General features: G+C 70.1%; 15 protein-coding genes. 8 read left to right on the plus strand and 7 right to left on the minus strand.

From position 1 onward, the window contains the following. Window positions 1-29: 29 nt before the first annotated feature. The gene (ileS, locus tag FB563_RS24255) at window positions 30-3,173 is read right to left on the minus strand and encodes an isoleucine--tRNA ligase (protein ID WP_055707295.1); all 3,144 of its coding nucleotides are present in this window, start codon (window positions 3,171-3,173) and stop codon (window positions 30-32) included. A 604-nt stretch (window positions 3,174-3,777) separates the two neighbouring features. Between ileS and FB563_RS24260 the strand changes: the two genes are divergently transcribed. The 6 genes from FB563_RS24260 to FB563_RS24285 all read left to right on the plus strand — a co-directional run bounded on the left by FB563_RS24260 (window position 3,778) and on the right by FB563_RS24285 (window position 9,693). Beyond that, window positions 3,778-5,067: a TraR/DksA family transcriptional regulator gene (locus tag FB563_RS24260; protein ID WP_079048870.1), complete on the plus strand. Its 1,290-nt coding sequence runs from the start codon at window positions 3,778-3,780 to the stop codon at window positions 5,065-5,067. Window positions 5,068-5,126: 59 nt separating this feature from the next. Next, the gene (gene lspA, locus FB563_RS24265; protein WP_055707294.1) at window positions 5,127-5,699 is read left to right on the plus strand and encodes a signal peptidase II; all 573 of its coding nucleotides are present in this window, start codon (window positions 5,127-5,129) and stop codon (window positions 5,697-5,699) included. A gap of 73 nt (window positions 5,700-5,772) precedes the next feature. Then, the gene (locus FB563_RS24270) at window positions 5,773-6,717 is read left to right on the plus strand and encodes an RluA family pseudouridine synthase (protein ID WP_055707293.1); all 945 of its coding nucleotides are present in this window, start codon (window positions 5,773-5,775) and stop codon (window positions 6,715-6,717) included. Further along, window positions 6,714-7,181: a GNAT family N-acetyltransferase gene (locus FB563_RS24275; protein ID WP_055707292.1), complete on the plus strand. Its 468-nt coding sequence runs from the start codon at window positions 6,714-6,716 to the stop codon at window positions 7,179-7,181. Before FB563_RS24270 ends, FB563_RS24275 begins: the two co-directional genes overlap by 4 nt. 97 nt (window positions 7,182-7,278) lie before the next feature. Then, window positions 7,279-8,865: a Na+/H+ antiporter gene (locus FB563_RS24280; RefSeq protein ID WP_055707291.1), complete on the plus strand. Its 1,587-nt coding sequence runs from the start codon at window positions 7,279-7,281 to the stop codon at window positions 8,863-8,865. A 90-nt stretch (window positions 8,866-8,955) separates the two neighbouring features. Beyond that, window positions 8,956-9,693: an SDR family NAD(P)-dependent oxidoreductase gene (locus FB563_RS24285; protein WP_055707290.1), complete on the plus strand. Its 738-nt coding sequence runs from the start codon at window positions 8,956-8,958 to the stop codon at window positions 9,691-9,693. Here FB563_RS24285 and FB563_RS24290 read toward each other — a convergent pair. After that, window positions 9,644-10,738: a mechanosensitive ion channel family protein gene (locus tag FB563_RS24290; RefSeq protein WP_055707289.1), complete on the minus strand. Its 1,095-nt coding sequence runs from the start codon at window positions 10,736-10,738 to the stop codon at window positions 9,644-9,646. The genes FB563_RS24285 and FB563_RS24290 overlap by 50 nt on opposite strands. Before the next feature lie 104 nt (window positions 10,739-10,842). Here FB563_RS24290 and FB563_RS24295 point away from each other — a divergent pair, with 104 nt between their 5' ends. Continuing rightward, a complete protein-coding gene (locus FB563_RS24295; RefSeq protein WP_055707288.1) occupies window positions 10,843-11,421 on the plus strand; it encodes a dienelactone hydrolase family protein in 579 nt (192 codons plus the stop codon). Window positions 11,422-11,428: 7 nt separating this feature from the next. On the opposite strand, the gene FB563_RS24300 is transcribed toward FB563_RS24295, so the two are convergent. The 4 genes from FB563_RS24300 to FB563_RS24315 all read right to left on the minus strand — a co-directional run bounded on the left by FB563_RS24300 (window position 11,429) and on the right by FB563_RS24315 (window position 16,168). Next, window positions 11,429-13,099 carry an alkaline phosphatase D family protein gene (locus tag FB563_RS24300; RefSeq protein WP_055707287.1) on the minus strand — a complete coding sequence of 557 codons (1,671 nt, stop codon included), beginning with the start codon at window positions 13,097-13,099 and terminating at the stop codon, window positions 11,429-11,431. Window positions 13,100-13,191: 92 nt separating this feature from the next. Further along, entirely contained in the window at window positions 13,192-14,004 is an 813-nt protein-coding gene (locus tag FB563_RS24305) for a DsbA family protein (protein WP_055707309.1), read from the minus strand. A gap of 80 nt (window positions 14,005-14,084) precedes the next feature. Continuing rightward, window positions 14,085-14,774, minus strand: coding sequence for a hypothetical protein (locus FB563_RS24310; protein ID WP_055707286.1), 690 nt, complete (start codon window positions 14,772-14,774; stop codon window positions 14,085-14,087). A gap of 68 nt (window positions 14,775-14,842) precedes the next feature. Continuing rightward, window positions 14,843-16,168, minus strand: a complete 1,326-nt coding sequence (locus tag FB563_RS24315; protein ID WP_055707285.1) for a DUF2252 domain-containing protein — start codon at window positions 16,166-16,168, stop codon at window positions 14,843-14,845. A 223-nt stretch (window positions 16,169-16,391) separates the two neighbouring features. Between FB563_RS24315 and dnaE the strand changes: the two genes are divergently transcribed. Continuing rightward, the gene (gene dnaE, locus FB563_RS24320; protein ID WP_055707284.1) at window positions 16,392-19,931 is read left to right on the plus strand and encodes a DNA polymerase III subunit alpha; all 3,540 of its coding nucleotides are present in this window, start codon (window positions 16,392-16,394) and stop codon (window positions 19,929-19,931) included. An 83-nt stretch (window positions 19,932-20,014) separates the two neighbouring features. On the opposite strand, the gene FB563_RS43060 is transcribed toward dnaE, so the two are convergent. After that, window positions 20,015-20,191: a hypothetical protein gene (locus FB563_RS43060; RefSeq protein WP_167528507.1), complete on the minus strand. Its 177-nt coding sequence runs from the start codon at window positions 20,189-20,191 to the stop codon at window positions 20,015-20,017. Between the last annotated feature and the right edge of the window lie 3 nt (window positions 20,192-20,194).

Genomic DNA, 20,194 nt, shown 5'->3' on the forward strand with positions numbered 1-20,194 from the left:
GACCGGGCCCTACTCGAACCGCTCGGCGCTTACGCCTTCCGCAGCCGGAACGTGAGAGACAGTCCCTCGTCGGTGAACGGCTCACCGAAGCTGTCGTCGCCCTCACCCTGCTGGAAGTCGGTCGACAAGACCTCCTCGGCGATCAGCTCGCTGTGCTCGGCCAGCGCGGCGACCACCGCGGGCTCGGTCGACGCCCAGCGCAGAGCGATCCGGTCGGCCACATCCAGGCCGCTGTTCTTGCGGGCCTCCTGGATCAGCCGGATCGCGTCACGGGCCAGGCCGGCCTGCCGGAGCTCCTCGGTGATCTCCAGGTCCAGCGCCACCGTGGCACCGGAGTCGGAGGCCACCGACCAGCCCTCGCGCGGGGTTTCCGTGATGATCACCTCGTCCGGGGCGAGGGTGACCGTCTCACCGTCGACCTCCACGGAGGCCGTGCCCGCACGCAGCGACAGGGACAGCGCGGCCGCGTCGGCGGCGGCGATCGCCTTGGCCACGTCCTGCACCCGCTTGCCGAACCGCTTGCCCAGTGCACGGAAGTTGGCCTTGGCCGTCGTGTCCACCAGGCTGCCGCCCACCTCGGACAGCGACGCCAGCGAGGAGACGTTCAGCTCCTCGGTGATCTGGGCGTGCAGCTCGGGGTCCAGGGACTCGAAGCCGGTCGCCGCGATCAGCGCGCGGGACAGCGGCTGACGCGTCTTGACGCCGGACTCCGCGCGCGTGGCCCGGCCCAGCTCCACCAGCCGGCGCACCAGCACCATCTGCTTGGACAGCTCCGGGTCGATCGCGGCGAGGTCCGCCTCCGGCCAGGCGGCCAGGTGCACGGACTCGGGCGCGCCCGGGGTCACCGGCACGACCAGGTCCTGCCACACCCGCTCGGCGATGAACGGGGTGATCGGCGCCATCAGCTTGGTGACCGTCTCCAGCACCTCGTGCAGCGTGCGCAGCGCGGCCTTGTCGCCCTGCCAGAAGCGGCGGCGCGAACGGCGGACGTACCAGTTGGACAGGTCGTCGACGAACGCGGACAGCAGCTTGCCGGCGCGCTGGGTGTCGTACGCCTCCAGGGACTGTGTCACCTGGTCGGTCAGCGCGTGCAGCTCGGACAGCAGCCAGCGGTCCAGCACCGGGCGCTCGGCCGGCGCCGGGTCCGCCGCGCCGGGCGCCCACTGGGACGTACGGGCGTACAGCGCCTGGAAGGCCACCGTGTTCCAGTACGTCAGCAGGGTCTTGCGGACGACCTCCTGGATGGTGCCGTGGCCGACCCGGCGGGCCGCCCACGGGGAACCGCCGGCCGCCATGAACCAGCGGACCGCGTCCGCGCCGTGCTGGTCCATGAGCGGGATCGGCTGGAGGATGTTGCCCAGGTGCTTGGACATCTTGCGGCCGTCCTCGGCCAGGATGTGGCCCAGGCAGACGACGTTCTCGTACGACGACTTGTCGAAGACCAGCGTGCCGACGGCCATCAGGGTGTAGAACCAGCCGCGGGTCTGGTCGATCGCCTCGGAGATGAACTGAGCCGGGTACCGGCTCTCGAACAGCTCCTTGTTCTTGTACGGGTAGCCCCACTGCGCGAACGGCATGGAACCCGAGTCGTACCAGGCGTCGATCACTTCGGGCACGCGCGTGGCGGTCTTGCCGCAGCCGTCGTGACGGCAGGCGAAGGTGACCTCGTCGATGTACGGGCGGTGCGGGTCGAGGCCCGACTGGTCGGTGCCGGTCAGCTCGGTCAGTTCCGCGCGGGAGCCCACGCAGGTGAGGTGGTCGTCCTCGCAGCGCCAGATCGGCAGCGGGGTGCCCCAGTAGCGGTTGCGGGACAGCGCCCAGTCGATGTTGTTGTTCAGCCAGTCGCCGTACCGGCCGTGCTTGACCGTCTCCGGGAACCAGTTGGTCTTCTCGTTCTCCTGGATCAGGCGGTCCTTGATGGCCGTCGTGCGGATGTACCAGGAGGGCTGCGCGTAGTAGAGCAGCGCGGTGTGGCAGCGCCAGCAGTGCGGGTAGCTGTGCTCGTACGCGACGTGCCTGAAGAGCAGGCCGCGCTGCTGGAGGTCCTCGGTGAGCTTTTCGTCCGCCTTCTTGAAGAAGACGCCGCCGACCAGCGGGACGTCCTTCTCGAAGGTGCCGTCCGGGCGGACCGGGTTCACGACGGGCAGGCCGTAGGCACGGCAGACCTTGAGGTCGTCCTCACCGAAGGCGGGGGACTGGTGGACCAGACCCGTACCGTCCTCGGTCGTCACGTAGTCCGCGTTGACCACGTAGTGCGCCGGCTCCGGGAACTCGACGAGCTCGAACGGACGTTGGTAGTTCCAGCGCTCCATCTCGGCGCCGGTGAAGGTCTGGCCGGTGGCCTCCCAGCCCTCGCCGAGCGCCTTGGCGAGCAGCGGCTCGGCGACGACGAGCTTCTCCTCGCCGTCGGTCGCGACGACGTAGGTGACCTCCGGGTGCGCGGCGACCGCCGTGTTGGACACCAGGGTCCAGGGGGTCGTCGTCCACACCAGGAGCGCGGCCTCGCCGGCCAGCGGACCGGAGGTGAGCGGGAAACGGACGTACACGGAGGGGTCGACGACCGTCTCGTAGCCCTGCGCCAGCTCGTGGTCGGACAGGCCGGTGCCGCAGCGCGGGCACCAGGGGGCGACGCGGTGGTCCTGGACCAGCAGGCCCTTGGTGAAGATCTCCTTCAGCGACCACCAGACCGACTCCACGTACTCGGGGTCCATGGTCCGGTAGGCGTCGTCCAGGTCGACCCAGTAGCCCATGCGGGTCGTCAGCTCGGCGAAGGCGTCGGTGTGCCGGGTCACGGACTCGCGGCACTTGGCGTTGAACTCGGCGATGCCGTACGCCTCGATGTCCTGCTTGCCGGAGAAGCCCAGCTCCTTCTCGACGGCGAGCTCCACGGGCAGGCCGTGACAGTCCCAGCCGGCCTTGCGGGCCACGTGGTAGCCGCGCATGGTGCGGAAGCGCGGGAAGACGTCCTTGAAGACGCGCGCCTCGATGTGGTGGGCGCCGGGCATGCCGTTGGCGGTGGGCGGGCCTTCGTAGAACACCCACTCCGGGCGGCCCTCGGACTGCTCCAGGCTCTTGGCGAAGATCTTCTGCTCGCGCCAGAAGTCGAGCACGGCGTGCTCAAGAGCGGGCAGGTCGACCTGTGCGGGCACCTGGCGGTACGTCGGCGCTGTCATCTGCGAGCATCCTCCAACGGACTTGCTGCCTTCCGTCGGAGGGACGAGAGCCTTCGATCCTGCCTACGCCGTGTGCGGCGCGCTCCCGCGGTACCACCCTCCTTGGCCCCCCGTCGCGCCCTACGCGCCGGTGAGCCCCCTCATTGGGGTCGCGAAGCCGGTTCTACTCGCCCTGCCTCACGGCTGCGGCTTTCTTCCGGCGGCTCCGGGGTGATCTTCACGTCGCGCTCGCCCCCGGGCTCACACCGTCCCCGGGTCGCTCTGGGCTGCGTACGCCGCTACTCGTCCCCATCCACGCTTTTCGCTCCGCCCAGTGTACGGCGCCGCGCGGACAGCGGCCGACCGGATTTCCCTGCGGTGCGTCCGCCGGCCGACGGGACGGTCCTGGATGACCCGAATGGCCAGGGGGCGGGCGCCCGGGTCCAGGCGGGCAGGGCCGGGCGGATTACCCGGCAGGGAGCTGGGCACAACGGATGCAGGCCCGCTGAGCGGGGGTGCGGGCGGGCGAATCGGGCGGTGTGCCCCGTTGCCGCGGGACTCAAGTCGATTTATCGTCCCAGCACGATTCGCGAGCAACATCACAATATGTGAAGGGGTCGCGGCCATGGTGGCGAAAAGGACCGCCGTACAGCAGCCGGCGACCGGCCGGCGCGGGGGCGCGACCGCCTCCGGCGCGGCTGCCTCCGGCGGTGCGGCCAAGGGAACGGCCGGGAAGAAGAGGGTGCCCGGGGGGAAGGGCACCGGGGGAAAGGGCACAGAGCCGGCCGTCGGGATGACGGCGGAGAAAGAGGCGACCACGAAGGACGCGGCCACGCGGCAGCCGGCCGCCGCCGGGAAATCGGCCGCGAAGAAGACCTCGGCCAAGGAGACGGCTGCCAAGCAGGCAGCCGCCAGGACGACGGCCGCCAGTACGACGGCCGCCAAGAGGACGGCCGCCAAGAAGGCCTCGGCCAAGCAGACGGCTGCCGAGAAGGCTCCGGCGAGGGAGGCGGTTGAGCGAACGGTCGTCGAGAAGGCGGCCGGGAAGAAGCGGGCTGGAGCTGCCAGGAAGGCGGACGGAGTGCCGGTGGCCGGCAAGAAGGCGGTTGCCGGGAAGGCCGCCACCAAGGACGCCCCGGCCAAGCGGACAGCGACCGAGAAAGCCCAGGCCAGGAAGGCCGTCGCCCAGGAGGCGGCCGGCGACGAGGCGGTCGCCCCGAAGAAGGCGGCGGGCGAGATGAAGGCGGCGGCAGGGAAGACCGGCGGAAAGACGCCGGCAGCGAAGGGAGCGGTGGAGGACACGGCCGTCAAGAAGACGCCGGCCAGGAAGGCCGGCGGCAGGAAGGCGGCCGCGGCGGGCGTCTCCCCGGAGGCGGCCGGCACCAGCAGGGCCAAGAAGGCGGGCGCGGCGCGGGCCGCGAAGCAGACGGGAGCCACGACAGTGGTTGCGAAGAAGACTCCTGGCACGGCCACGGCGGACACCGCCGTTCCCAAGGCGCGGGTCGCCGCGGCGGAGCCCGGCGAGCTGGCGGTGCGCCCCGGTGAGGATCCCTGGACCCCGGAGGAGGTCGCCGAGGCCCGTGCGGAGCTGCTGTCCGAGGTGGAGCGGCTGCGCGCCGAGATCAGCTCGTCCGAGGCGTCCCTGGTGGGCCTGATGCGGGACTCCGGGGACGGCGCGGGTGACGACCAGGCCGACACCGGCACCAAGAACATCACCCGTGAGCACGAACTGGCGCTGGCCGCCAACGCGCGCGAGATGCTGGTCCAGAACGAGCACGCGCTGGAGCGGCTGGACGCCGGCACCTACGGCCTGTGCGAGAACTGCGGCAACCCCATCGGCAAGGCCCGGATGCAGGCTTTCCCCAGGGCGACGCTGTGCGTCGAGTGCAAGCAGAAGCAGGAACGCCGCTCCTGAGTGTGCGCGGCCGTGCCGTAGTCTCGTCCTCAGTCAGGCACCTAGGTTGAGGGACTCACGTGGCAGAGGCGGAGCGCATCATCGGTACGCCGGACACCCCGGACGACAGCGGCGAGCAGCGGGACCGGGCACAGGCGCGAGGCAGCCGAGGCCGCCGGATCGCCCTGCTGTTCGCCGTGGCCGCGTTCGCGTACTCCCTCGACCTGATCAGCAAGGTGCTCGTGGTCGCCAAGCTGGAGGGCCACGAGCCGATCAGGCTCGTCGGGGACTGGCTGGAGCTGAACGCCACCCGCAACCCGGGCGCGGCCTTCGGATTCGGCGCGGCCTTCACGGTGATCTTCACCCTGATCGCCGCGGCCGTGATCGTGGTGATCATCCGCCTGGCCCGCAAGCTGTACAGCTACCCCTGGGCCATCGCGCTCGGTCTGCTGCTCGGCGGCGCCCTCGGCAACCTCACCGACCGGATCTTCCGCTCGCCCGGTGTCTTCGAGGGCAAGGTCGTGGACTTCATCGCGCCCAAGGGCTTCGCCGTGTTCAACCTGGCGGACTCGGCGATCGTGTGCGGTGGGATACTGATCGTCCTGCTGTCCTTCCGGGGCCTGGACCCGGACGGCACGGTCCACAAGGACTGAGGCCGGCACCGTCCACAGGCGGTTTTCCACAGGCTCGTGCGGGCCGGTTCCACCCGTCCGGCATACTCGACGGGTGAGCACGATTCCCGAGATCCGTACCCTGCCCGTGCCCGACGGCCTGGAGGGCGAGCGCGTCGACGCCGCCATCTCCCGCATGTTCGGCTTCTCCCGCACCAAGGCGGCGGAGCTGGCCGCGGCCGGCAAGGTCCAGGTCGACGGCACCGTGGTCGGCAAGTCCGAGCGGGTGAGCGGCGGTGCCTGGCTCGAGGTCGAGATGCCACAGGCGCCCGCACCCGTGCAGGTGGTCGCCGAGCCGGTCGAGGGCATGGAGATCGTGCACGACGACGAGGACGTGGTCGTCATCGTCAAGCCGGTCGGCGTGGCCGCGCATCCGTCGCCGGGCTGGAGCGGCCCCACCGTCATCGGCGGTCTCGCCGCCGCCGGGTACCGGATCTCCACCTCCGGCGCCGCCGAGCGCCAGGGCATCGTGCACCGCCTGGACGTCGGCACCTCGGGCCTGATGGTGGTCGCCAAGTCGGAGCGGGCGTACACCTCGCTCAAGCGCCAGTTCAAGGAGCGCACGGTCGACAAGCGTTACCACACCCTGGTCCAGGGCCACCCGGACCCGACGAGCGGCACGATCGACGCGCCCATCGGCCGCCACCCGAACCACGACTACAAGTGGGCGGTCACGGCCGACGGCAAGCCCTCGGTGACGCACTACGACCTCATCGAGGCGTTCCGCGCCGCCTCCCTGCTGGACGTGAAGCTGGAGACCGGCCGCACCCACCAGATCCGCGTCCACATGTCCGCCCACCGCCACCCCTGCGTCGGCGACCTCACCTACGGCGCCGACCCCACCCTCGCCAAGCGGCTGCGCCTGACCCGCCAGTGGCTGCACGCCGTGCGGCTCGGCTTCGAGCACCCCGGGGACGGCCAGTGGGTGGAGTTCGAGAGCGCCTACCCCGAGGACCTGCAGAAGGCCCTCGACCAGGTGCGTGAGGAGACGTACGCGTGAGCGTGCCGTACACCGTCCGCGTGGCCGAGGACCCCGCCGACCGCGAGGCCTGCTTCGCGGTCCGCAAGGAGGTCTTCGTCGTCGAGCAGGGCGTCGACGAGACCATCGAGTACGACGCCCACGACGCGGTCGCCGTGCATGTGCTGGCGGTCCGCGAGGACGGAGCGCCGCTCGGCACCGGACGGCTGCTGCACGGCGAGGCCGCGGTGGCGAAGACCGGCGCGGACCCCTCGGTGGGCTCCCTGGGGCGGCTCGCCGTCGCCCGCGCTGCCCGTGGGCTCGGCGTCGGTGTGGCCCTGGTGCGGGCCATCGAGGACGCGGCCCGCGCGCGTGGCCTCACGGCGGTGGACCTGCACGCACAGACCCAGGCGCTGGGCTTCTACGAGCGCCTCGGCTATGCGGCGTACGGCCCCGAGTTCCCGGACGCCGGCATCCCGCACCGGGCGATGCGCCGCACCCTGTAGCCCTGGGAGCCGCGTCCCGTCGGCGGCGGGCGTCGCCGTCGGTCGGATGGCAGGCTGGAGGCCTGCCGTGTGATCGTCGACCCCCGGAGCGCCGGCCGTGGACCAGTTGGCTCTGCTGTTCGTCCTGCTGCTCGGGGCGCTGGTGAGCGTCCCGGTGGCGGACCGGCTGAGGGTGCCGGCACCGGTGCTGATGACCCTGTTCGGCGGCGCTCTCGCGGTGGCAGACTTCGTGCCCGACGTGGACATCCCGCCGGATCTGATCCTGCCCGGGCTGCTTCCGCCGCTGCTCTACGCGGCCGTACGGCGCACCTCCTGGCGGCAGTTCACGGCCAACGTCCGCCCGATCCTCCTGCTGGCCGTCGCGCTGGTGTTCGTGACGACGGTGTGCGTGGCGTTCGTCGCCAACGCCATCGTGCCGGGGCTGCCGATCGCCGCCGCCGTCGCGCTCGGCGCCCTGATCGCCCCGCCCGACCCGGTGGCCGCGACCAGCGTCGCCGGGCAGCTCGGGCTGCCGCGCCGCCTGGTGTCGATCCTGGAGGGCGAGGGGCTGTTCAACGACGTCACCGCCATCGTGCTGTACCACGTGGCGATCGCCGCGGCCGTGAGCGGCTCGTTCTCGCCGTGGCGGGCCGGCCTGGACCTCGTGCTGTCCGCCGTTGTCGCGGTGGCCGTGGGCCTGGTGCTCGGCTGGGGCGCGAACAGGCTCATGGACCTGCTGGGCGATCCGACCCTGCAGATCGGCATGACCCTGCTGGTGCCGTACGCCTCCTACGTGCTGGCGGAGAAGCTGCACGGCTCCGGGGTGCTCGCGGTGCTCACCACCGCGCTGTTCCTCGCGGAGTACGCCACCGACGCCGACGACGTGATGACCCGGCTGGCCGGGCACACCTTCTGGGACATCATCGACACCCTCGTCACGGGCGTCGCCTTCGGGCTGATCGGCCTCGAACTGCACAACGCCATCCGCACGGCCCAGGGCCGCTGGGGCGAGATGCTCGGCTGGGCGGCCACCGTCGTGGGCGTGGTGATCGTCGTACGGCTGCTGTGGCTGCTGCCCGCGACCTGGCTGACCAAGCGGCTGCACGCGCGGCGGGACTCCGACGAGGAGATCCCGGTCAGCTGGCGGGAGACCGTCGTGATGTGGTGGTCCGGGATGCGCGGGGTGGCCTCGGTGGCGCTGGCGCTGGCCGTCCCGCTGAAGACCGACGACGGCTCCCCGTTCCCCGACCGGGACGAGATCGTCTTCATCGCTTTCGGGGTCATCATCGTCACCCTGGTCCTGCAGGGGCTGACACTGCCGTCCCTGGTCAGGTGGCTCGGGGTACGGGCCGACTCCGAGCGGGAGAAGGAGTTCGAGACGGAGCTGGCGGTGCGGGCCGCGAAGGCGGCCAAGCGCAGGCTGCGCGAGATCGAACAGGTGGAGGACCTGCCCGAGGACCTGTCCGAGCAGATGTTGCGCCGCGCCTTCGACATCGGGATCCGGATCAGCCCCGACATGGGGGAGAAGGAGCGGCGGGAGGCGCAGCACCAGCGGGCCAGGCGGCTGAAACGGATCCGGAACATCCAGAACGAGATGCTCAGCGCGGCGCGGCACGAGGTGCTGGCGGCGCGGAGCGAGCCGGGGGCGGATCCGGAGATCGTGGACCGGGTGCTCAGGCATCTCGACGTGCGCAGTCTGCGGTGAACTGAGCCCTGCGCATGAAAAGTCATATGAACATGACGGACCTGTGGATAAATCCGGGCATCGTCCGCTCATCACTCCTACTCTCGGATCATGACTCGCAACATCGTGATCAGTGGAGGCGGTACGGGCATCGGGCTGGCGACGGCACAGGCGTTCGCGGCGGACGGCGACCGGGTGCTGTTGCTGGGGCGGCGCGCTGAGGTGCTGCAGAAGGCCGCGGTACCCGGCTCCCTCACCTACGCGGCGGACCTGACAGAACCGGCGGACGTACGGGGCGTGGCCGAGTTCGTCGCCCGGGAACTCGGCACGGTCGACGTGCTCGTGCACAGCGCCGGAGGTGCCGGCGGCCGGCGTCCGGCGGCCGGCGACGACCCCCTGGAACAGGTGGCTCGCGCCTGGACCGACACCTTCCGGCTCAACACCCTGACCGCCGCTCTCCTCACCGAAGCCCTGAAGGACCGGCTCGCCGAACCGGGCGGGCGGGTGCTGTTCATCTCGTCCATCGCCGCCTACCGCGGTTCGGGCAGCGGCGCCTACGCGGCGTCCAAGGCCGCGCTGCACCCGTACGCCCACGATCTGGCCCGGCAGCTGGGACCGCACGGCATCACCGTGAACGTGGTCGCGCCCGGTTACATCGAGGACACCGAGTTCTTCGGCGACGGCCCGGCGCCGGAGCGGCGGGCGCAGCTCATCGCCGAGACCTCGACCGGCCGCGCCGGGATACCGGGAGACGTGGCCGCGACCCTGCACTGGCTCGCCTCGCCCGGCGCCGCGCATGTCACCTCTCAGGTCGTCCAGGTGAACGGCGGTGCTGAGCGGGGACACTGACGGGCTCCGAGGGAGGCGGCACCGCCTCAGAGGTGTTGACGCGAGGGAGGGCGTAAGGGTGTTCCCTGGCCAGCCAGGCGATCATCTGCTCGCGGACCGTGACCCGGACCGTCCAGATGTCGTCGGCGTCCTTGGCGGTCACCAGCGCGCGCGCCTGAATGGTGTTCGGCGTGGTGTCGGTCACCACCAGGCCGTAGGCGCGGCCGTCCCAGGCGGGGCACTCGCGCAGGAGGTCGCGCAGCTTCTCGCGCATCGCCTCGATGGGCGCGCTGTGGTCGAGGTGCCAGAAGACGGTGCCGGTCATCTGCGGGGTGCCCCGCGACCAGTTCTCGAAGGGTTTGGAGGTGAAGTACGACACCGGCATGGTGATCCGGCGCTCGTCCCAGGTGCGCACCGTCAGAAAGGTCAGGGTGATCTCCTCGACCGTGCCCCACTCGCCGTCCACCACCACCGTGTCGCCGATGCGCACCATGTCGCCGAAGGCGATCTGCAGTCCGGCGAACATGTTGGACAGCGTCGACTGGGCGGCGACACCGGCGATGGCGGCGATGATGCCCGCGGAAGCCAGCAGTGAGGCACCCGCCGCGCGCATCGCCGGGAACGTCAGCAGCATGGAGGCGATCGCCACGACGATGACGATCGCGGACACCACCCGCATGATCAGCTCCACCTGGGTGCGCACCCGGCGCACCCGGGCCGGATCCCGGTGTGCCCGGGCATAGCGGCTGTAGGTGGTCTCGACGACCGCTGCGGCGATCCGGATCATCAGCCAGGCGGCGGAGCCGATCAGCACCAGCGTCAGCGTCCGGCCGATGCCGGCCTGGTGCCGCTCCAGCAGCTTCGCCTGGTCGTACGACCCGCGGAGCAGGGCCGTGCACAGCACGAGCTGGTAGGGGACACGGCCGCGGCGCAGCAGCTGCCACAGAGGTGAGTCGTGGTCGCGTTCGTCGGCCTTGCGAAGGAGCAGGTCGGTGGCCCAGCCGATCGCCAGCGTGAGCAGCACCGAGCCGCCGATCACGATCACAGGACGGACTAGGTTCTCCATGCCTGCGCTCCTATCCGGTGCGGTGCGGGCATGAACATGTGAGTTCGGCGTGTTCCCGGGTACGGCCGCTCCGGCTGTGTCGCACCGGCTGGCACCATGGCCTCATGAACATCATGCTTTTTCACTCGACCTACGGGCTCAGGCCCGCGGTGCGCGAGGCCGCGGACCGGCTGCGCGCGGCCGGCCATGAGGTGTGGACACCGGACCTCTTCGAGGGGCGCACGTTCGACACCGTCGAGGAGGGCATGGAGTTCAAGGAGTCGATCGGCAAGGAGGAGCTGCTGAAGCGGGCCGTGCTGGCGGCGGCCCCGTACTCGGACCGCGGGCTGGTGTACGCCGGGTTCTCGCTCGGCGCCTCCATCGCCCAGACCCTCGCCCTCGGCGACGACAAGGCGCGCGGTCTGCTGCTTCTGCACGGCACGTCGGACATCGCGCCGACCGCGCACGTGGACGAGCTGCCGGTGCAGCTGCATGTGGCCGAGCCGGACCCGTTCGAGACGGACGACTGGCTGACCGCCTGGTATCTGCAGATGGGCCGGGCCGGAGCCGACGTGGAGGTCTACCGCTACGCCGGCGCCGGGCACCTGTACACCGACCCGGAACTGCCGGACTACGACGCCCAGGCCGCCGAGGCCACCTGGCGGGTGGCGCTCGGCTTCCTCGACAGCCTGCGGTCGGGGTAGCCGCCGGCTACACCGGGTCGTAGGTCCGCTCGACCCTCTGGGTGCCGCTGCGGGTGCGGTAGGAGCGCACCCACTTCGAGGTGGCGTTGGGGTCGGTGCGGTCGGACAGCACGTAGTAGTCCATCTGCGCGCGGTCGGCGGTGATGTCCAGCACGCCGTAGCCGTGCCGGTCGGTGTCCACCCAGTGGACGTGCCGGTTGGCGGCCTCGATGAGCGGCGCGGCGACGGCGGAGACGGTGCCCTCGGGCACCTTGACGATGTCGTCGAGGTTGTCGGAGGTCACCGAGGTGATCACGAACTCGGTGGCCGCCGACGGCGACAGCGGGTAGGTGCCCGCGTCCACGGGCACGTCATTGGCCCAGGACATGTGGATGTCACCGGTCAGGAAGACGGTGTTGCCGATGCCGTTCGAGCGGAGGTGGTCGAGGAGTTCCCGGCGGTCGTGGGTGTAGCCGTCCCACTGGTCGGTGTTGACGCCGATGCCGCCCCGCGGCAGGTCGAGCATCCTGGCGAGCGGCGCCAGCAGGCCGGCGGTGAGGGAGCCGATGACGAACGGCGCGATCATCACGGAGTTGCCGACCAGCCGCCACTTGGTGTCGGAGGCCTTCAACCCGGCCTTCAGCCAGTCGAGTTGGGCCCGGCCGGTGAGGGTCCGGTTCGGGTCGTCCACCGAGCCGCTGCCCGCGGACGCCTGCTGGGAGCGGAAGGAGCGCAGGTCCAGCAGGGACAGATCGGCGAGCTTGCCGAAGCGCAGCCGCCGGTAGGTGGTGCCCTCGAGCGCGGGGCGCACCGGCATCCACTCGAAGTAGGCCTGCTTGGCGGCGGCCTTGCGGGCGGTCCAGGTGCCCTCGGCGCCCTCCGTGTGGTTGACCGCGCCGCCCGACCAGGCGTTGTCGGCGAACTCGTGGTCGTCCCAGATTGCGATGACCGGCGCCTTCAGGTGCAGGGCCTGGAGGTCGGGATCGGTCTTGTACTTCGCGTGCCGGACCCGGTAGTCGGCGAGCGTGATGATCTCGTTGGCCGGTGCGTGCGGGCGGACGACCGTGCCGCGCGCCGCGTACTCGCCCGACTTGTACTCGTAGATGTAGTCCCCGAGGTGCAGCCAGGCGTCCAGGTCGCCGCGGGCCGCGAGATGGCGGTAGGCGGCGAAGTAGCCGGCCTCCCAGTTGGCGCAGGTGACCACGCCGAAGCGCAGTCCCGACAGGTTCGCGTCGGCCGCCGGGGCGGTGCGGGTGCGGGCCACCGGGGAGTCGGTGCCGCCGGCCGAGAACCGGAACCAGTAGTCGGTCGCCGGCGCAAGACCGCGGACGTCGGCCTTCACGGTGTGGTCGGAGGCCGCGGTGGCGGTGACGGTGCCCTTGGCGACGACGTTCGTGAACGCCTTGTCCCTGGCGACGACCCAGCTCACCTCGGTGTCCGGGCCGAGCCCGGAGCCGGGGGCGGCCTCGGGCGTCGGGGTCACCCGGGTCCACAGCAGGACGCCGTCGGGCAGCGGGTCACCGGAGGCGACCCCGTGCAGGAAGGCGGGGGCCTGGTCGGCGGCGCGCGCCGGAAGGGAGGCGGCGAGCGAACCGCCCAGTACAGCCGTCGCCGCCGCGGCCTTGACGACCGTACGGCGGCGAGGTGAGAACGAAGTGCGGCCTTCGGTGGCCGGAAGTGATCTTTTTCGACTGGTCACGGCCGATCAGGTTACTGATCGGTACGCAGTGAAGAGCGGGCGAACCCTCAATGTTCGCCCGCTCTTCACGGGAAGGCCGGATTCCGGCGGGTTCAGCCCTTGAGCGCCGCGTCGAGGGCCTTGTCGAACTCGGCCGTGGTCAACGGAGGGTTCTTGCCGTCGGCGCCGGTCAGCGTCTTGCCGCCCATCTTCAGGGTCGGGGTGCCCTGGATGCCGTCCTTGTCGAAGATCTTGGCCTCCTCCAGCGCCCACCGGTCGTAGGTGCCGTTCTTGACGTCCTTCTGGAAGGCCGCGTTGCCCTTCAGCGCGGGCACCGTGTCGGCGATCTGGATCAGATAGGAGTCGTCCTTGAACTTGTCGTCGGTCTCGTTCGGGTGCCACTTCGTCGAGTACATCGCGGCCTTGTACTCGAGGAACGCCTCCGGGCTGACGTTGAGCGCGGCGCCGAGGGCGCTGAGCGCGTTCTTGGAGCCCACCCCGGGCAGGTTCTTGTCGAGGAAGGTGGCGCCGACGTAGTGGAGCTTGAACTTGCCGTCGTCGACGTCCTTCTTCACCGTCGGTCCGACCTTCTGCTCGAAGTCGGCGCAGATCGGGCAGCGCGGGTCCTCGTAGATGGTAAGGGTCTTCTGGGCGGTGCTCTTGCCTATGACGACCGTCGTGCCGTCCGCGCCGGTGGTGTTGGCCGGCTTGACCAGCGGCTTGTTCTTCGTGGCGTCCCATCCGGTGGGCTTGTTCGCCTGGACGACGGCGTAGCTGATGCCGAAGACCGCGCCCAGCACCGCCACGACCGAGGCCGCCACGATGACCTGCCGCTTGGCCTTGTCGCGCTTGGCCTGCCGCTCGCGCTCCTGGCGCAGCCGCTCCCGGGCCGCCGTCTTCGCCGACTGGCTGTTCCGCTTGCTCATGTTGGTGATCTCCGTGTGGGACGCGCACATGCTGTACGCGGGATACGTGTGGGGGACTGGGTGTGCTCAGCTCTCGCCACTCAGGCGGCGGCGAGGGCGGGCGAGCACGGCGGTCCACGCCGTCCCAGGGAGTGCACGAGAAGCCGGTCGCGGGCGGCGGCCCGGCGCCTGGCCGGGCGCGGCGGCCGGCGGACCGGGGCCGGCCGGACGGTGACCGCGGCGACCGCCAGCAGCAGCGGCCGGAAGGTGGTGGCGGCGACCGCGCGCACCAGCTGCACCAGCGCCCGCTCGCCCCGGCGCAGCCAGGCGGCGGCGAGCAGGCCCACGCCGACGTGCGCGGCGAGCAGCAGCCAGGCGGCCGCCGGACTGGCGTGCGCGAACAGCGCTCCCGGGTGGCCGTGGGCCCCGGTCATCCGTGCCAGCGGGGAGCCGACGGCGCCGCCCTGGCACAGCACGTCGAAGCCGAACGCGTGCAGGGGCCCGGCGACCGGGCCGCCCGCCCGGCCGTAACAGGTGTTCTGGCCGGTGGTGAACAGCGTGTCGGCGGCCAGTTCCAGCGGGATCAGCAGGGCCGCGATCCGGCCGAAGCCGCGCTCGCGGCCAGCCAGCGCATAGGCCGTGGCGAACACCCCGGTGGCGACCGCGAGCACGGTCGCCACCGGCAGCGGGGCCCGGGACAGCAGGACGTGCGACGCGGTGCTGAGCGTCACGACGACAGCCGTGAACAGCGCCGCGCGCACGGCTCTGAGCTGGGTCCCGGATATGTCCATAGCGAGAGGAGAGTCTGTCACGTACGCGGTTAAGAGACCCCTAAAGGGTGCCTGTGAGTGCGCGAAGGTTACAGCCCCGGAATCCGGCCGTTGCGGAACAGGTCGACGAAGATCTGGTGGTCGGCACGCGCGCGTGCGCCGTAGCCGTGCGCGAAGTCCACCAGGAGCGGCGCGAAGCCCTCCTCGTCGGCGGCGATGGCCGCGTCGATGGCCCGCTCGGTGGAGAACGGAACCAGGGACTCGCCGGAGGTGTCGTCCGCCGCCGCGTGCATCGTTGCCGTGGCCCGGCCCAGGTCGGCGACGACCTGTGCGATCTCCTCCGGGTCGTCGATGTCGCCCCAGTCCAGGTCGACCGCGTACGGCGAGACCTCGGCCACCAGCTGACCGGCGCCGTCGAGCTCGGTCCAGCCCAGCCACGGGTCGGCGTGCGCCTGCAGGGCGCGCTGGGAGATCACCGTGCGGTGACCCTCGTGCTGGAAGTAGCCGGCGATGGCGGGATCCGCGATGTGCCGGGAGACGGCCGGGGTCTGCGCCTGCTTGATGTAGATCACGACGTCGTTCTCCAGGGCGTCGCTGTGACCCTCCAGGAGGATGTTGTACGACGGCAGGCCGGCCGAGCCGATGCCGATGCCGCGGCGGCCCACGACGTCCTTCACGCGGTAGGAGTCCGGGCGGGCCAGGGAGGAGTCCGGCAGGGTCTCCAGATAGCCGTCGAAGGCCGCGAGGACCTTGTAGCGGGTGGCCGCGTCCAGCTCGATGGAGCCGCCGCCCGGCGCGAAGCGTCGCTCGAAGTCACGGATCTCCGTCATCGAGTCCAGCAGCTCGAAACGGGTCAGCGAACGGGCGGCGCGCAGGGCGCCCAGCAGCGGGCCCTCGGCCGTGTCCAGCGTGAACGGCGGCACCTCGTCGCTCTTCGCGCCCGTGGCCAGGGCGTGGATGCGCTCGCGGTAGGCCGCCGCGTAGACCGTCACCAGCTCGGTGATCTGCTCGTCGCTGAGCGCCTTCGCGTACCCGATGAGCGCGATCGACGCCGCGAAGCGCTTCAGGTCCCAGGTGAACGGGCCGACGTAGGCCTCGTCGAAGTCGTTGACGTTGAAGACCAGGCGCCCGTTGGAGTCCATGTAGGTGCCGAAGTTCTCCGCGTGGAGATCGCCGTGGATCCACACGCGCGAGGTGCGGTCGTCCAGAAACGGACCACCGCGCCTCTCCGCGTCGAGGTCGTGGTAGAAGAGGCACGCCGTGCCCCGGTAGAACGCGAAGGCCGAGGCCGCCATCTTCCGGAACTTCACCCGGAACGCGGCCGGGTCGGCGGCCAGGAGCCGGCCGAAGGCGGTGTCGAAGACGGCGAGGATCTCCTCGCCGCGCTGCTCGTCCTTGAGCTGGGGGACCGACATCGCTGGGTGCCTCCTGGTGCATTTACTGGTGCATTGACGTGCATGACCTGAACGACGGCGTTTCTGCCGTCTCCAACGGGCGACGCCACGCGGGAGTGCCCGGTTCCCGCATGAAGGTACGCGGGGATCCGCCGCGCGTGTCAGTGCCGAGGCATAGACTTCGACGCTGACCCCAGAACTGTCCGCCTGCCCGCCGCCCAGTGTTTCCGTTGGAGGCCATACCGTGTCAAAGCCGCCCTTCACGCACCTGCACGTCCACACCCAGTACTCGCTGCTGGACGGTGCCGCGCGGCTCAAGGACATGTTCAACGCCTGCAACGAGATGGGCATGACGCACATCGCCATGTCCGACCACGGCAACCTCCACGGGGCGTACGACTTCTTCCACTCCGCGAAGAAGGCCGGAGTCACCCCGATCATCGGGATCGAGGCATATGTCGCCCCCGAGTCCCGCCGCAACAAGCGCAAGATCCTCTGGGGTCAGCCGCACCAGAAGCGGGACGACGTCTCCGGTTCCGGTGGCTACACCCACAAGACGATGTGGGCCGTGAACAAGACCGGCCTGCACAACCTCTTCCGCCTCTCCTCCGACGCCTACGCCGAGGGCTGGCTGCAGAAGTGGCCCCGGATGGACAAGGAGACCATCGCCCAGTGGTCCGAGGGCATCGTCGCCTCCACCGGCTGCCCCTCGGGCGAGGTGCAGACCCGGCTGCGCCTCGGCCACTTCGACGAGGCCCTGAAGGCCGCCGCCGACTACCAGGACATCTTCGGCAAGGACCGCTACTTCCTGGAGCTGATGGACCACGGCATCGAGATCGAGCGCCGGGTCCGTGACGGACTGCTGGAGATCGGCAGGAAGCTCGGCATCCCCCCGCTGGTCACCAATGACTCGCACTACACGTACGCGCACGAGGCGGGGGCGCACGACGCCCTGCTGTGCATCCAGACCGGCAAGAACCTCTCCGACCCGGACCGCTTCAAGTTCGACGGCACCGGCTACTACCTGAAGTCCACGGACGAGATGTACGCCATCGACTCCTCGGACGCCTGGCAGCAGGGCTGCGCCAACACGCTCCTCGTCGCCGAGATGGTGGACACGGACGGCATGTTCGAGAAGCGCGACCTCATGCCGAAGTTCGACATCCCCGAGGGCTACACCGAGGTCACCTGGTTCAAGGAGGAGGTCCGCCGCGGCATGGAGCGCCGCTACCCGGGCGGCATCCCCGAGGACCGCCAGAAGCAGGCCGACTACGAGATGGACGTCATCATCTCGATGGGTTTCCCCGGCTACTTCCTCGTCGTCGCCGACTTCATCATGTGGGCCAAGAACAACGGCATCGCCGTCGGCCCCGGACGAGGCTCCGCGGCCGGCTCGATCGTCGCCTACGCCATGGGCATCACCGACCTCGACCCGATCCCGCACGGCCTGATCTTCGAGCGGTTCCTCAACCCCGAGCGCATCTCGATGCCCGATGTCGACATCGACTTCGACGAGCGCCGGCGCGTCGAGGTGATCCGGTACGTGACCGAGAAGTACGGCGCCGACAAGGTCGCCATGATCGGCACCTACGGCACCATCAAGGCCAAGAACGCGATCAAGGACTCCGCGCGCGTGCTGGGCTACCCGTACGCGATGGGCGACCGCATCACCAAGGCCATGCCCGCAGACGTCCTCGGCAAGGGCATCCCGCTGTCCGGCATCACCGACCCCTCCCACCCCCGCTACAGCGAGGCGGGCGAGGTCCGCTCGATGTACGAGAACGAGCCGGACGTGAAGAAGGTCATCGACACCGCGCGCGGTGTGGAGGGCCTGGTGAGGCAGATGGGTGTGCACGCGGCCGGCGTGATCATGTCCAGCGAGACCATCACCGAGCACGTCCCGGTCTGGGTCCGGCACACCGACGGCGTGACCATCACGCAGTGGGACTACCCGAGCTGTGAGTCGCTCGGCCTGCTGAAGATGGACTTCCTGGGCCTGCGCAACCTCACGATCATGGACGACGCGGTCAAGATGGTGAAGGCCAACAAGGGCCTCGACATCGACCTGCTGTCGCTGCCGCTGGACGACCCCAAGACCTTCGAGCTGCTCCAGCGCGGCGACACCCTCGGCGTCTTCCAGTTCGACGGCGGCCCCATGCGCTCGCTGCTGCGGCTGATGAAGCCGGACAACTTCGAAGACATCTCCGCCGTGTCGGCCCTGTACCGCCCGGGCCCGATGGGCATGAACTCCCACACGAACTACGCGCTGCGCAAGAACGGCCAGCAGGAGATCACGCCCATCCACCCCGAGCTGGAGGCGCCGCTCAAGGAGGTCCTGGACGTCACCTACGGCCTGATCGTCTACCAGGAGCAGGTGCAGAAGGCCGCCCAGATCATCGCGGGCTACTCGCTCGGCGAGGCCGACATCCTCCGCCGTGTGATGGGCAAGAAGAAGCCCGAGGAACTGGCGAAGAACTTCACCATCTTCCAGGCCGGCGCCCGCAAGAACGGCTACAGCGACGAAGCGATCCAGGCCCTGTGGGACGTGCTGGTCCCCTTCGCCGGCTACGCCTTCAACAAGGCGCACTCCGCCGCGTACGGCCTGGTCTCCTACTGGACCGCCTACCTCAAGGCGAACCACCCCGCCGAGTACATGGCCGCGCTCCTGACCTCCGTCAAGGACGACAAGGACAAGTCGGCGGTCTACCTCAACGAGTGCCGCCGCATGGGCATCCGCGTCCTCCCGCCGAACGTCAACGAGTCCGAGTCCAACTTCGCCGCCCAGGGCGACGACGTGATCCTCTTCGGCCTCTCCGCCGTCCGCAACGTCGGCACCAACGTCGTCGAGTCGATCATCAAGTGCCGCAAGGCGAAGGGGAAGTACGCCTCCTTCCCCGACTACCTCGACAAGGTCGAGGCCGTGGTCTGCAACAAGCGCACCACCGAATCGCTGATCAAGGCGGGCGCGTTCGACTCCATGGGGCACACCCGCAAGGGACTCATGGCCCAGTACGAGCCGATGATCGACAACGTGGTCGCGGTCAAACGCAAGGAGGCCGAGGGGCAGTTCGACCTCTTCGGCGGCATGGGCGAGGACACCGGCAGCGAGCCCGGCTTCGGACTCGACGTGGAGTTCTCCACCGACGAGTGGGACAAGACCTATCTGCTCGCCCAGGAGCGGGAGATGCTCGGTCTGTACGTCTCCGACCACCCGCTCTTCGGCCTGGAACACGTCCTCGCCGACAAGGCCGACGCGGGCATCGCCCAGCTCACCGGAGGCGAGCATGCGGACGGCGCGGTCGTCACCATCGGCGGCATCATCTCCGGCCTGCAGCGCAAGATGACCAAGCAGGGCAACGCCTGGGCCATCGCCACCGTCGAGGACCTCGCCGGCTCCATCGAGTGCATGTTCTTCCCGGCGACCTACCAGCTGGTGTCGACCCAACTCGTCGAGGACGCCGTGGTGTTCGTCAAGGGCCGCCTCGACAAGCGCGAGGACGTGCCCCGGCTCGTCGCCATGGAGCTGATGGTCCCGGACCTGTCCAACGCGGGCACCAACGCGCCCGTGATCCTCACCATCCCGGCCGTGAAGGTCACTCCGCCCATGGTCAGCCGCCTCGGTGAGATCCTCAGCCACCACAAGGGCGACAGCGAGGTCCGCATCAAACTCCAGGGCCCGCGCAAGACCACCGTGCTGCGCCTGGACCGTCATCGGGTCAAGCCCGACCCGGCGCTCTTCGGCGACCTGAAGGTGCTGCTCGGCCCGTCCTGCCTGGCCGGCTGACACCCCACCAGGCCACGGCACACACGAAGGGGCGCACCCGCCAAGGGTGCGCCCCTCCTGTGTGCCTGGGCTTCAACTGCCCTTTAGTTGTGGCCGAAGCTCTTCCGCTTCTTGCCGGCAACATCCGCCGGGCTGCCCTGGATGTGCGACATCGGCGACTCGTGCGCCTCCGTCTGCCGCTGCGCGTGCTCGTGGGTCTGCTCGGCGTGCGACGCGCGGTTCTGCGGGCCGGCCTGCTTGCGGTTCTTGTTCTTGGCCATGGT

This window comes from Streptomyces puniciscabiei (genome assembly GCF_006715785.1).
In the GTDB taxonomy this organism is placed as follows: domain Bacteria; phylum Actinomycetota; class Actinomycetes; order Streptomycetales; family Streptomycetaceae; genus Streptomyces; species Streptomyces puniciscabiei.

Bases quoted from the DNA above. Each gene is read 5' to 3' on its own strand.
- ileS (WP_055707295.1), bottom strand. From the start codon at position 3,173: ATGACAGCGCCGACGTACCGCCAGGTGCCCGCACAGGTCGACCTGCCC.
- FB563_RS24260 (WP_079048870.1), top strand. From the start codon at position 3,778: ATGGTGGCGAAAAGGACCGCCGTACAGCAGCCGGCGACCGGCCGGCGC.
- FB563_RS24285 (WP_055707290.1), top strand. From the start codon at position 8,956: ATGACTCGCAACATCGTGATCAGTGGAGGCGGTACGGGCATCGGGCTG.
- FB563_RS24290 (WP_055707289.1), bottom strand. From the start codon at position 10,738: ATGGAGAACCTAGTCCGTCCTGTGATCGTGATCGGCGGCTCGGTGCTG.
- FB563_RS24295 (WP_055707288.1), top strand. From the start codon at position 10,843: ATGAACATCATGCTTTTTCACTCGACCTACGGGCTCAGGCCCGCGGTG.
- FB563_RS24305 (WP_055707309.1), bottom strand. From the start codon at position 14,004: ATGAGCAAGCGGAACAGCCAGTCGGCGAAGACGGCGGCCCGGGAGCGG.
- FB563_RS24310 (WP_055707286.1), bottom strand. From the start codon at position 14,774: ATGGACATATCCGGGACCCAGCTCAGAGCCGTGCGCGCGGCGCTGTTC.
- FB563_RS24315 (WP_055707285.1), bottom strand. From the start codon at position 16,168: ATGTCGGTCCCCCAGCTCAAGGACGAGCAGCGCGGCGAGGAGATCCTC.
- FB563_RS43060 (WP_167528507.1), bottom strand. From the start codon at position 20,191: ATGGCCAAGAACAAGAACCGCAAGCAGGCCGGCCCGCAGAACCGCGCG.